8 protein-coding genes are annotated in these 13,961 nt (G+C 34.5%); 5 read left to right on the forward strand and 3 right to left on the reverse strand.

The annotated features are described in order from the left end of the window. Positions 1–28: 28 nt before the first annotated feature. Together IPK88_16935 and IPK88_16940 are read left to right on the forward strand one after the other, a co-directional pair. On the forward strand, positions 29–1,177 hold the full coding sequence (locus IPK88_16935) for a DUF3179 domain-containing protein (protein MBK8245114.1): 1,149 nt from the start codon (positions 29–31) through the stop codon (positions 1,175–1,177). 75 nt (positions 1,178–1,252) lie between these two features. After that, a complete protein-coding gene (locus IPK88_16940) occupies positions 1,253–1,948 on the forward strand; it encodes an NAD-dependent deacylase (protein ID MBK8245115.1) in 696 nt (231 codons plus the stop codon). Positions 1,949–2,002: 54 nt separating this feature from the next. Here the strand turns inward: IPK88_16940 and IPK88_16945 are convergent, their stop codons facing one another. From IPK88_16945 to IPK88_16955, 3 genes are all read right to left on the reverse strand, one after another. Further along, the gene (locus tag IPK88_16945; GenBank protein MBK8245116.1) at positions 2,003–5,104 is read right to left on the reverse strand and encodes a M4 family metallopeptidase; all 3,102 of its coding nucleotides are present in this window, start codon (positions 5,102–5,104) and stop codon (positions 2,003–2,005) included. 79 nt (positions 5,105–5,183) lie between these two features. Beyond that, entirely contained in the window at positions 5,184–8,306 is a 3,123-nt protein-coding gene (locus IPK88_16950; GenBank protein ID MBK8245117.1) for a M4 family metallopeptidase, read from the reverse strand. Continuing rightward, positions 8,303–8,728: a hypothetical protein gene (locus tag IPK88_16955; GenBank protein MBK8245118.1), complete on the reverse strand. Its 426-nt coding sequence runs from the start codon at positions 8,726–8,728 to the stop codon at positions 8,303–8,305. The genes IPK88_16950 and IPK88_16955 overlap by 4 nt, the downstream gene beginning before the upstream one ends. A 104-nt stretch (positions 8,729–8,832) precedes the next feature. Here IPK88_16955 and IPK88_16960 point away from each other — a divergent pair, with 104 nt between their 5' ends. From IPK88_16960 to IPK88_16970, 3 genes are all read left to right on the forward strand, one after another. Continuing rightward, complete coding sequence (locus IPK88_16960) at positions 8,833–9,252, forward strand: hypothetical protein (GenBank protein ID MBK8245119.1); 420 nt, start codon at positions 8,833–8,835, stop codon at positions 9,250–9,252. Positions 9,253–9,371: 119 nt separating this feature from the next. Beyond that, positions 9,372–11,885, forward strand: a complete 2,514-nt coding sequence (locus IPK88_16965) for a glycoside hydrolase family 2 protein (GenBank protein ID MBK8245120.1) — start codon at positions 9,372–9,374, stop codon at positions 11,883–11,885. Beyond that, positions 11,882–13,924 (forward strand): urocanate hydratase, encoded by a 2,043-nt coding sequence (locus IPK88_16970; GenBank protein ID MBK8245121.1) that lies wholly within the window; start codon positions 11,882–11,884, stop codon positions 13,922–13,924. The genes IPK88_16965 and IPK88_16970 overlap by 4 nt, the downstream gene beginning before the upstream one ends. The last annotated feature ends 37 nt before the right edge of the window (positions 13,925–13,961 follow it).

The following is a 13,961-nucleotide window of genomic DNA, read 5'->3' on the forward strand; positions in this document are numbered from 1 at the left end:
TACAAAGCAAAAAATTCTACCAAAATTCATGAAAAAATTATTTTATTGGGCATGCCTGGGTCTTATAATGTTTGAAATAGCAAATGTTTATTTTATAATGCCAATTCCCGGTAGCCAGGAAATCAACAGCATTCAAGTAGCTTATTTTCTTTTTTCATGGCGATGGTGGTTTAGAATCCTATTTTCATTATTGATCATCATTGGGCTTTATAATTCATTTAATCAATCAAAAATTTTATTGCTTGCATCAATCTTACTTATTGGTACAATGATCTATTATACCAACTTTGAAATGTCCGCAGATCATATGTTTTTACCAGTTGAAAATCTTCAATTCAAGACCGTTGAAGATAATAAAATTCCATCAGACCGCTTGATAATTGGAATAGTTTACAAGGACATAGCCAAAGCATACCCTATTCAATTCCTTGGGTATCACCACCAAGTTAGGGATACTTTATCTGATAAGCAGTTCATGATTACTTATTGTACTGTTTGCAGAACAGGTAGAGTTTATGAGCCGATGGTTGATCAACAATATGATCAATTTAGATTGGTTGGGATGGACCATTTTAATGCTATGTTTGAAGACAGTCGAACCAAAAGTTGGTGGCGTCAATCAACAGGTGAGGCTATTGCAGGCCCATCTATTCATAAGCTTTTGCCTGAATATCCAAGTCAACAAATGACCTTGAATCAATGGATAACTATTCATCCACAAACACTGATCATGCAGCCCGATACTTTATTCCAGGCAGAATATGACAGTTTAAGTAATTATGAAAATGGAACACGTAAAGGCAAATTAACCCGAAGAGACAGTCAATCATGGGAAAAAAAATCATGGATCATAGGCCTTGAAATAAATGGAATGTCTAAAGCCTATGATTGGAACGAATTACAAGCTAAACAAATTATTCAAGATGATCTCAACAACATTCCAATTGCATTAGTATTATCAGATGATAAAAATAGCTTTGCCAGTTATATATTAAATACTAAAAATCAACTACTATCCATTCAACAGGATACTTTATTACTTGGGCAAAGAAAATATCTTTTTTCCGGAAAATCACTTACCGATTCTGTTCCAAATCTTATACCTATTAAATGTTATCAAGAATATTGGCATAGCTGGCAAACTTTTCATCCAAAAACACTTAAATTTGTTGAATAATTTTGGTCAAAAAGAAACAATAATACATTAGCCTATTTACATTAGTAAGAACCTTTTCAATTTACAAAAAAATTCATGCCAAAAAAAATTATCTTTTTTACTGGAGCCGGCATGAGTGCTGAAAGTGGTATAAAAACCTTCAGAGACGCAGATGGACTATGGGAAGGCCATGACGTTATGAAGGTAGCATCCATTCAAGGTTGGCATGCTGACCCCGAATTAGTACTAGATTTTTATAATCAAAGAAGAAGGCAATTATTGGAATCATTTCCTAACCAAGCCCATATTGACATTGCTAATCTCCAGGACCGTTTTAATATTCAAATCATCACCCAGAATGTAGACGATCTTCATGAGCGAGCGGGAAGCACACAGGTTATTCATTTACACGGTGAACTGCTTAAATCAAGAAGTGTACATAATCACTTTAAAACTTATACTTGTAAAACTGATATCCGACTTGGAGACACCAATGAATTCGGTCATCAATTGAGACCTCATATAGTTTGGTTTGGTGAAGAAGTTCCGATGATGGAGTTAGCCATCCAAAGCGCAATCGATGCTGATATTTGCGTTATCGTAGGCAGCTCGCTTCAAGTATATCCCGCAGCAGGTTTTGTAGCCTATTTACCATCCATTATGCCAATTTATTATATTGATCCAAAACCCGTTTTAACACCGGAATTAGCAAGATTTAAAAGCTTAAAAATCATTCCCAAAAAAGCGACTGATGGTTTAAAAGAACTTCTGACAGAACCCCTATTCAACTGAAATCAATTAGCCAGTCAATGTATGATTAATCAAATGTCACCTCAAGCAACGCTATTAATATTTAAATAGCTTGGAACTCATTTGACCCATAGAATTAACCAACTGAATTGAATATAAACCACTATGAAGTGTACTTAAATCAATCCAATTGGAATTCAATCCTTCCTTAAGTTTTATGTTTTGCTTAAATACCAAGGCTCCAAGTGGATTGAGTACTTGTATTTGAATTTTTTGTTCCTGATTTGAATTGACTTGAATTCTTACATTGGAATTAAATGGATTAGGACTAATTTCTAAATTACTCAAGTTTTGAATATCCTTGTTTACTATTAAATTTCGAGTTCCAACAGCAAACCAGCTACCCCATTTTGCGTTAGGCAATAATATCTTTTCAGATCCATTGGAAGTCAATTTAGAATCATTTAACGCCACAACTGACAAGGATTGAAGTTCTTGATCCAAATCAGTATTATAAAGCATCTGGTCATCTTTAATACTAAAACTAGGAATGCAAGCACGGGTTCTGATTTTTGAAATAATCCCTACATCACTTAAGGCTGTGTTAACTGCATACAAATAGTGATATGAACCTATTCCAGTTGATTTCATGTAATCAAAAGCTATAACACTGGTATTGTTTTTAGAAAATATTGGATTTCCAATACTTGTATTATCCTCAAGATTTGAAAACAATTTTACAATTTGTCCATTTGCAAAATGATTTAAACTCAGATCAAATACATGTATGGTATTTATATCCCAAAATTCTGTTTCAATATTTCCATTTCTAACTTTATTTAATGCATCATAAATAATATACTGACCTGAGTGATCAAAATCCATGGCATCAGCATATTGTGCAATTACGTTGCTCGTGTTTGGTGTGGCTTGAATGACATCAAACTCATTCCATTTATTATTAATATAATCATAAACTCTTATTATATGATCATCTTTATTGCTCAAAGCAGCCAACAAAGAGCCATCCTTGGATATAACAGCATTTCGATACATGGGTTGATCATCAATAACGTATTCTAGATAATTTCCTGATAGTTTGTCTAATTCCAACAAATTTAAAGTATTGTTCTTTGTCACGAAATAAATTTCAGATCCATCATCCGTAACACTTGGTTTAGAAATTATTTCTGTTGTTGATAATTCCTTTGGCGCGCCACTAAAGTCATATAAATAAATTCCTTGTTGATTTGCATTGGTATAAACTACAAATTCTTTTCCCGGATTAAATGGCAGATCTTTTTTAGGTGGAATAATCGGATTATAGATTCCGACCATATCAAAAGCCTTTCTTACTGAAGCTAAAACATCAGGAACTGTTCCATAAAAATCAAAAACACAACGTTCCAGGGCAATTCTTAAATCGGTAAATTTTGCTGATCTTGATAAATAATGTTTTAATGTTTTGTAATAGATTTTTTCTGCTATAGCTTTTGCTTCTTCTTCAGATCGATTATTTTTTTTCAATTCCTGTACAAACAAATAAAAAGCATAGCTTGGTATACCACTATTGGTATGAATCCGCCCGTTGTCTATGGTATCATTTTGAACTTTTTCATTCATGTGTTTAGGCTGCCAGTAAAATTGATTGGAGTTAGATCCTCCGTTATTGGGGTTACTTAAATCCCGCAATGCCCCAGTTGGAGTTCCTCTACTTTTTACTATGTCTTCACCAATTTTCCAATCTTCACGATCAATCATCACTCCAAAAATATCTGCAAAGGATTCATTAATGGCGCCTGACTCATCTTTATTGATCAGACCGGCAGTGTATTGAATAACACCATGTGTAATTTCATGACCACATACATCCAAGGCTTTTGCCAAAGCCGCTAATACTGTTCCTCCATTACCATAATACATAGCCTTACCATTCCAAAAAGCATCCTCCAAGGGTTGGCCACCTTGATCGGATATATTGACATAGGATACTATGGTTCCACCGTCATCATTTAATGAATTTCTACTATGGATATTTAAATAATAATCATAAACTATACCAGTGTGATAATGGGCTGAGACCGCTGCTTTATCCAACCAACTGTTATTCAATGAAGTGATTTCACTGGATTTAAATCCTAGATTTTCAGGATGTTTAAAATTGCCATTTTGGGTAACAATGGCGCCTATAGGTTTTGCAGGCATTTGAGAAGCAACAACATTAAACATGGGCTTCGAAGCATCAATCAAATAGTATAAACTCCCCTCCTTCCAAGTATTAATAACTCTGGGAATACTTGACAAATCATTGGCACTTGCAATTTCTGATCCACATGGTGAAACATCTTCACAGCTTGAATGGTTAGCATTTGAAAAAGAGCAAATTCTCGAAATGGATTCCTTAATACTTCCATTTAATGCATCAACATAAATTTCCCAATGATGTCCTTGATTGGGTATGATATCAAAAAAATAACTGAGTTCCCATTTTTGACACTTCACATTAAAATAAAAACACAATTCCTTTTTTAAGATTTCACCCGCCAGATCTTTCTGTTCAGAACTTATTTGGTCTATATGAATTTGTCTGGATTTAAAAAACAAACTAATGAGTTCAATAGCTTCATCTTCCGATATCCCTATTTCTATTGGCCGAACTCCTTTTGTAGAACCTCTACCGTGACAATAGACGGTTTGGTTTTGGTAAACATGCATAGTATATTCTGCCCCATGCATCGGAATTCCATTCCATGTTTGAATCAGTGAAATGTGCTCCGTTTTCAATTCATCCATTTGATTTTTAATCAATTGAAATCCATTTGGTGATTGATCTTCAAATCCAACGCTGTTTTTTATTATTGAAACATATTTTGCTGCCTTATCATCATTGGTTCTTATCTGGAATGGAAGAATCGTTTCGAACTGACTTGGCATGCCTGATTCAGCATCTATGGAAATTATTTTTACTGAAGATGTTGCTTCACTAAGTTTTTTTTGATCTATTGAAAAAATATTATTTCTATAAATAGTTTCTGAAGAACGAACCAAATCATTAACTGCTTTCTTTCCTTTAGTTAACTTCTTAAGTTGGAAAGAAACAGTATTAGTCGAAAATTGAACAGGCTCCTTAAAAGCTTGTGACGAACCCACTTGATCAATCCACAAAACAAGACAAATAAAAAAATAATATTTTTTCATAGTACCTAGGTATTGACTTCCATAAAAATTATTCCATTTACCGCATCATCTATTTTTAATCATAAAACCATTCACAAAACTACTGTTTTAACAATTTAGCACTAACACTTCCTTCTGCGTTGACGATTTGAAGGTGATATATTCCTTGAATACAACGAGATAAATCTAATCGTTCTTCATTTAATCCTTCCTTCAATTGTATTTTCTTAGAATCTATTAATTGTCCCATCTGGCTTAATATGTTCACATGGATCCATTGAGCTTTTGTAGAATTAATTCCAAGTGTAAATTCGTGGTCAAAAGGATTTGGATAAATGCTCATTTCATTAAGACTCTTTATGTCTGCAGTTCTAATTAAATTTCTTTTCCCGTTTGCGAACCAAGTTCCCCATTTAGCACCTGTTAATAGTATTTTTTCACTGCCAGAAGATACAATTTTAGAAGCCGCTAAACCCTTAGTGTTGATGGACTGATCGCCTTGATTATCTTCACTATCAAAAGCTACTTGATTATCTTTAACACTAAAGCTTGGATATGCCAATTGACTTCTATCTTCAGCAATAGCGTCCACATCCCCTTTTTCAATATTAGCACCTAAAAGAGCATAAGTCGAAGAAAATAAATCAGATTCAATGTAATCAAAGGCGATGACATCCAAACTGTTTTTAGAATAAACAGGATTTCCAATGCTCGTGTTCTCAGGTAAATCTGTAAATAATTTATCTACTTGACCCGTTCCGAATTTATCTAATGGCAAATTAAAAACATTGATTGATCCAATATCCCAATATTCATAATCATTTCCATTTGCTCTTTTAATGACATTAAATGCATCATATATAATATTTTGACCGGAATGATCAAAATCCATAAAATCTGCGTATCTGACATCAGAGGTTGTTGAACTAGTTGAGGTTGGATTATATAATGTGAAATCCTTCCATTCATCTGATAAGAAATCATAAACGTGGATAATGTTTTCCTCCTTGGTTAATAAAGCGGCTAATAAAGTGCCATCCTTGGATATAATGGCATTTCGATACACCGCTGTATTATCTAAAATGCTTTCTACATATTTACCTGTAGATTTATTAAATGTCAACATATGCAGTTTGTTGGTTTTAGCAACAAAATAAATTTCGGAACCATCATCTGTTACACTTGGTTTTGAAATAATTGATGTACTAGATATTTGAGTTGGTGTATTAACAAAGTCATAGAGATAGACCCCATCTTTGTTCGCATCTGTACAAACTAAAAATTCCTTTCCTGGATTTATACTCAGGTCCTTTTTGGGTTGTGTACCACCTCCACCATTTGGTGTTCCCGGAATACCTACTTGGTCAAAAGCAGTTTTTGCTGAAGCCAACACATCCGGAACATTACCAAATAAATCTGTGGCACATTTCTCAACGCCTATTCTCAAATCAACAAATTGGGAAGACCTGGTCAAATAGTTTTTAAGTGTATGAAAAAAAACTTTTTCAGCGATTTTTTTTGCATCTTCTTCACTTCGATTATTCTTCCTCAATTCTTGAACAAATAAATAAAATGCAAAATTCGGAATTCCACTATTGATATGTACCCCACCATTATCTTGTGTGCCCTTATACTTCTCATTGACATGCTTAGGCTGCCAATAAGGTTGATTGATACTTGTTCCGCCATTATTTGGATTACTTAAATCCCTTAATGCACCTGAAGGAAAAAAACTTTTGACTACAACATCCTCTCCCATTTTCCAATCATCCCGATCGATCATGGCTCCAAATATATCTGCAAAAGATTCATTCAGTGCTCCGGATTCGCCTTGATACATAAGGTTAGCGGTATTTTGAATAACACCATGAGACATTTCATGTCCACCGACATCCAAAGCCTTGGCTAAAGGTGTAAATGCCTGAGCTCCATTACCATAGAACATTGCTTCTCCATTCCAAAAAGCATTATCCATACTCTTTCCATTATCATCAGCAACATTAATTATAGATAAAATAGTCCCACCACTGCCATTTATGGAATTCCTCGAATGTGTATTCAAAAAATATTCATATGCTTTTCCTGAATTGAAATGCGCGGAGACAGCCGTTTTATCAGACCAAGTGTTATTCGAAGAACTGATATGAGATAAAACAAAACTAGAACTTGATGGCGATCTGTTTTGACCATTTACGGTCATGATTCCCCCATTGGGATCATCCGGCATACTTGAAGCGCTGAGTTTGAACATAGCTCTAGACCCATCAATCATGTAATACGTATTTCCTTCCTTCCAGGTATTTATGGTTCTTGTGGTATTAGACAAATCAGTTGCATTAGCCACTTCTGCACCCATAGGGCTTACACATTTTGCCAAATCACCACATGCATCTGACATAACATTACAAATTTTAGAATACGACTCAATGACTTTGCCAGTCATGGCATCGATATATAAATCCCAATGTTGCGAAGGGTTAGGTATTACATTGATAAAATAACACAATGCCCATTTCGCAGTTTTTGCATTGAATTTATAGCACATCTCTTTTTTTAAAATTCCCCCTTTTAGCACATTACTTATTGCTTTGGAATTCACCTGATGAATTTCATTCTTTATAAAATATTGATTCATGATTTCAACAGCATCGTCTTCAGATAGCGCCGGATTTCGATTACCAGGTGCTAAATTAAATGCACGTCCATGACCAAACACACGTTGATCAGGATAGAAGTGCATACGGTATTCTGCTCCATGAATAGGGATACCATAAGCAGTTTGCACCAATGAAACATGTTGAATATTCAATTCATCCTTTTCAGAATTCAAAACATTAAAACCCAAATATTCTATATGGGTCAATCCCAAATATTCTTTTAACATTTGACAAGATGCTTCATTGTTGACTTCAGCAGATCTTGAAATCCAATGTCCAATACCTTCGAACTGAGTTGGAATACCGGACTCCTGATCGACATCAATCGACTTGAATTGATATCGGAATTCATTCAATTTTTGAGCTGGCAAACTAAAATGATTTAAAGTGGCATTATCCTGAAACTGTCTTGAATACAAGTTTCTGTCAAATGATCCTTTATTTAGCTTATTAAGATTCTTTGGCACATCATAATTGAAAAAAACAATCTTTTCCTTAAGTGACTGTGAATATGCTATTGATCCAAAACTGATGAATAAAATAAAATATAATAATCGGTTTTTCATTTTGATGCTTTTTGAACTAAATGATTTAAATGGTCATAAATTAAATGAATATCTTTTGGCACATTTTGATCAGAAGGATTCCAAACTAATTTTTGGGTTTTTCCTTGTAAATTTACCTCTATAAATTGATATCTATTCCCAGGTTCGTTTAGGCTTAATTGGCCCACTCCCAGGGAATAAAAATTCTTAATCCACTGGTTTATATCTGAAGATTTTAATTTTTTAAAAGATCTTCCTTCACTTTCGATGGATCCATTTTGGGTACTAATCGTATAAACCGTTTCCTTGCCTGTAAAACCACCTCCATCTCCTATTTTAATCCAATCCATACCAGAATTAACTTTTGATTTGGTGCTTTTACAATTAAAAAATGGTGCCAGAATCAACCCTAAAATGGGTAAAACCCAGTAAATCAATTTCATACGTACTAATTCTGTCTTAAAAATACGTTAAATATATAGATTAGAAACAAAATATTCAAAAAAAACGTTCTACCTTTGAATTCTTAACTAAAAATCTATAAAAAATGAAAAAATTATTTCTTTTCTTAACATTTGGCTTGCTTTTCACTGTTGCTCAATCTAATGCTCAATCTTGTTGCAAAAAAGGTTCTGCTTCGAAACAATGTGTTAAATCTAGTGACATGAGTGAAGCAGCAATAAAAGCTGCAGATGCAGATCCTTCAATAGAAAAAAAGGTATGCGCAGAATCAGGTAAAGTTTGTTTTATGAAAAAATCAGCAGATGGTACTTCAACTGCTGTTACTTATGATGAAGCAACTGCTAAATTCGTAAATTATGTACCTTCTGAAAATAGCGCAACTGCTAAATCTTGTTCATCAAAAAGTGGTAAAGCTTGTTGCTCAAAAGGAGCTAAATCTTGCGCTAAAGGTCAAGCAAACGCTGGTTCAAGTGATGCTAACTCTGTAGTAGCACCTACCAAATAATTAATATTTAAAATATGATATCAAAAGGCTTTCCAATTTGGGAGGCCTTTTTAATTTAAAGACCGACTCTAAATACTATCTTTGATCCGTCAACAGATTTAGGTCAAATTCACACCAGATTGAAGCAAAGTAAGATTTATATACGAATACTCCTGATCATGCTTGTTTTGGATACTCTTAAAGCTCAATTATCAATACCTATTTCTAAAAATTGGACCTACCAATCTGTTAATGATGAATCATGGCTTAAATGTCAAATTCCTAATAGCATTTACACCATTCTCGAACAATCAAATATCATTCAAAGTCCATTTCTTGGTAATGCCGAAGCCAAATTAGATTGGATCAGCAAAAAAAACTGGGTATTCAAGAATACCTTCGATCTAAATCCTCAAGATATTCAACATGAACACATCGAAATTCAATTCAAAGATCTTGATATTTATGCAGAAGTATATCTGAATGACAGCCTATTAGGAAAAACTGACAATGCCTTTAGAACATGGACTTTTGACATTAAAAAAATCGTCAAACCCATTGAGAATGAATTAAAAATAGTTTTTCAATCCGCACCTGTCATTGCTGATTCATTGTACAGAAATTTAGATGCTGCTTTACCTGGCGACATGCGCGTTACAAGCCGCAAACCACAATACCATTTCGGCTGGGACTTTGGACCAAAATATCCTGGTTGCGGAATCATGTCAACGCCAACGATTCAATTTTGGAATCACATTAAATTAGAGGATATCGCCATTCAGACCCGGGCAATTCATCATCAAAATGCAGACGTTGACCTTTGTCTTACCGGGATTTCAGACCGTGAAGAAACCTACCAAGTAGAATGGACTTTGGATCAATTATCATTTAGTCAAAAAATAAATATTCCTGCAGGTTCCTTCTATATTAAACTAAAACACCAAATTCCCAATCCTAAGTTGTGGTGGCCCAACGGCAGTGGTGAATCTTATCTTTATGCATTAAAAGTACAAATAAAAAACCAACAAAAAAACATCCTAACTCATAAAGAAAATAGTACCGGAATTCGAACAATTAAGCTCATTTCTAAAAAGGATAAATGGGGTCAGGGTTTTTATTTTCAAGTCAATGGAAAACCTATTTTTATAAAAGGATCAAATTATATTCCACAGGATATTTTTCAAACCCGAAATCAAGATCATACCCGACTATTAAATGATATCAAAGAATGTCATTTCAATATGATTAGAATTTGGGGTGGTGGCAATTATGAATCAGATACTTTTTACAGTACCTGTGATCAATTAGGCATCATGGTTTGGCAGGATTTTATGTATGCTTGTGCGATGTACCCGGGTGATGCATTATTTATAGAAAACATAAAGATTGAAGCTGAAGAACAGGTTCGAAGACTATCTAAATATCCTTGTCTTGCACTTTGGTGTGGAAATAATGAAAACAATGAAGCCTGGCATCGTTGGGGATGGCAAACTGGTCTTTCTCATCAAACCAAAACCACGCTTTGGGAGCATTATCAAAAAATCTTTAACCAAGTATTACCAAATATTGTAACAACCTATAGCAATCATCAATCTTATTGGGAATCTTCACCTTTATTTGGCCGAGGGGATAAAAGATTTAAACACGAAGGAGATGCACATGATTGGGGGGTTTGGCATGATGAAATGCCATTTGAATCTTTTGAACAAAGAATTCCCCGGTTTATGAGTGAAATGGGATTTCAAAGTTTACCGAATATTCACACGATTCATACCTTTGTTGAGTCGGGTGAATTATCACTGGAAAATCCATCGATTTTATCTCATCAAAAACATCCAAGAGGTAATCAATTAATTCAAAAATATTTAGAACGTGATTTACCAAAACCAAAATCTTTTGAAGACTTAATTTATTTAAACCAAATCAATCAAGCTGAAGGAATCGGCTTGGCTATTAAGGCTCATCGGAGAACAAAGCCTTATTGCATGGGCACTTTATACTGGCAATTGAATGATTGTTGGCCGGGAATTAGTTGGTCAGGTATTGATTATTACGGACATTGGAAAGCCATGCAACACAAAGTAAAAGAACTCTACCAACCTGTGATTATGACCACTAGAGAATCTGGTGATTTAATAGAGGTTTTTATTACTTCTGATTTACTATTTCCGATTACTTCTCAAATCGAAATTAGTCATATTGATTTTATGGGAAAATTCCTCACAAAAGACACCTTTACTGTAAATCTTAAAACCAACCAATCGAAACGGATTTTTACCTTTGACAAACGACAAATACAAGCACCAAATAATGAATTTAATAGCTTATTGAGTATGCGGTGGATATATAATAAAACCACCGGACAAGCCGTTCATTTCTTTGCAAAATTTAAAGAATTAAAACTAACAAAACCAGATTACCAAATTAAGTCATCAAGCTTTAAAGATGATGAATATAAATTTACTATTTCAGCTAATACATTCTGTAAATCAGTTTTCTTTGACCTCGGTCCATCTGTAGATTTTTTTCCAAACTTTGTTGACTTACTTCCAAATCAAGAACAAGAAATTATGGTAAAAACAGAACTTAAAAAAATTACACTTGAGCAAATGACCATTAAAAGTTTGTATGATTTTTTAGAGATAAATCCATGACAAGAGAAATAACTTTTCAAGAACAGATCAAAAACGGGATTCCTAATGAATTTCCTCCATTACCTAACTACGATACCCTCGTACCACACGCTCCTAAACGCAACTTAAAGGGTGTACTCAACCATGAAGAAATAAAGCTTGCTATTAAAAATGCATTGCGCTATTTTCCTCATCATTGGCATGAAGAACTTGCATCAGAATTTTTAGACGAGTTGAATAAGTTTGGAAGGATCTATATGTACAGATTTAGACCAACATATGCTATGCATGCCAGACCCATTTCTGAATATCCTGTTCAAACAAATCAGGCAGCAGCAATAATGCTCATGATTCAAAATAATCTAGATCCTTTAGTTGCTAAGTATCCACATGAATTGATCACCTACGGAGGAAATGGTGCTGTGTTCCAAAATTGGGCTCAATATCTGATTTGTATGCAATATTTATCAGAGATGACTGAAGATCAAACCTTGGTTTTATATTCAGGACATGCAATGGGTCTTTTCCCATCTCATAAGAATGCTCCCAGAGTTGTCATCACAAATGGAATGATGATTCCAAATAATAGCAAAAAATCAGATTGGAACAAATACAATGCATTAGGTGTAACCCAATATGGTCAGATGACTGCTGGCTCGTTTATGTACATTGGCCCTCAAGGAATTGTGCATGGCACTACAATTACTTTACTCAATGCCATGCGAAGACTACAGTCAAAAATAGGTGATCAGCATGGAAACCTATTTATTACTTCCGGACTAGGTGGCATGTCAGGGGCACAGGCTATTGCCGCTGTGATCACTGGAATTTGTTGCATAATAGCGGAAGTAGATCCAGATGCCATTAATCAAAGAATTCAGGACGGATATATCTTAAAAGAACATGTCTTTACCGATTTGGAACAGCTCTTTAAAGTTGCTCTTTCCTACCCAATAAGTGACACTGGAATCTGTTATGTTTATTATGGTAATATCATTGAAGTCTGGGAATATGCCGCAGAAAAAAATATAAAAATTGCATTGGGATCAGATCAGACTTCGCTGCATAACATTGATGATTTAGGATACTGTCCTGTTGGTTATACTTTTGAAGAAGCTAAATCATTAATGATTGCTGATAAAATAAAATTTATTAGCGAAGTTCAACATTCATTACGAAGGCATGTAAGGGCGATCAATTTTCTTTCACAACAAGGGATGTATTTCTGGGATTACGGCAATGCTTTTTTAAAAGAAGCTTCTTTGGCTGGTGCCGACGTATGGCTTGATGATCAGAAAGAAACATTTAAGTATCCATCATACGTAGAAGATATTATGGGGCCATTATGTTTTGATTACGGATTTGGACCTTTTAGATGGGTCTGTACGTCAGGTAATTTGGACGATTTGCAGAAATCAGACCATATTGCAGCAAGTGTAATAAAACAATTAATACTCAAATCAGAAGGAAACACAAAAGCTCAATATGAAGACAATCTTAAATGGATTCAAACTGCAGAATCAAATCTTCCCATTGTAGGCAGCAAATCAAGAATCCTATACGCTGACACTACAGGTAGAATTGAAATTGCAAAAGCATTTAACGAATCCATAAAAAGTGGTCAAATTTCTGCCCCCATAGTGTTGGGTCGGGATCACCATGATGTCTCGGGTACCGATTCCCCTTATCGGGAAACATCCAATATATATGATGGCTCTAAATTTACTGCAGATATGGCTATACAGAATGTCATTGGTGACAGTTTTAGAGGCGCTACATGGGTGTCTATCCATAATGGCGGTGGAGTTGGTTGGGGGGATGTCATAAATGGTGGGTTTGGCATGGTCATTGATGGATCTAGCCAATCAGAAACGAATATTCAAGAAATGCTCTATTGGGATGTTATGAATGGGATAGCAAGAAGAGCATGGGCAAGGAACGAAGGAGCTTTAAAAACAGCAGAAAAAGCTATGGCTACGTGCCCTGAATTAAAAATAACGATGCCCACAATAGTGGATGAAAAAATATTAGAAAAAATAATTTTTTCTATGGATTATTAAGAATAGTTGTACCTTAATGTTGAAAACAAATAAAAAC

The sequence above is a fragment of the Candidatus Defluviibacterium haderslevense genome, from assembly GCA_016712225.1.
In the GTDB taxonomy this organism is placed as follows: Bacteria; Bacteroidota; Bacteroidia; order Chitinophagales; family Saprospiraceae; genus Vicinibacter; species Vicinibacter haderslevensis.

Excerpts from the sequence above, each read along its gene's own strand:
- IPK88_16935 (MBK8245114.1), top strand. The coding sequence starts at position 29 with ATGAAAAAATTATTTTATTGGGCATGCCTGGGTCTTATAATGTTTGAA.
- IPK88_16940 (MBK8245115.1), top strand. The coding sequence starts at position 1,253 with ATGCCAAAAAAAATTATCTTTTTTACTGGAGCCGGCATGAGTGCTGAA.
- IPK88_16945 (MBK8245116.1), bottom strand. The coding sequence starts at position 5,104 with ATGAAAAAATATTATTTTTTTATTTGTCTTGTTTTGTGGATTGATCAA.
- IPK88_16950 (MBK8245117.1), bottom strand. The coding sequence starts at position 8,306 with ATGAAAAACCGATTATTATATTTTATTTTATTCATCAGTTTTGGATCA.
- IPK88_16955 (MBK8245118.1), bottom strand. The coding sequence starts at position 8,728 with ATGAAATTGATTTACTGGGTTTTACCCATTTTAGGGTTGATTCTGGCA.
- IPK88_16960 (MBK8245119.1), top strand. The coding sequence starts at position 8,833 with ATGAAAAAATTATTTCTTTTCTTAACATTTGGCTTGCTTTTCACTGTT.
- IPK88_16970 (MBK8245121.1), top strand. The coding sequence starts at position 11,882 with ATGACAAGAGAAATAACTTTTCAAGAACAGATCAAAAACGGGATTCCT.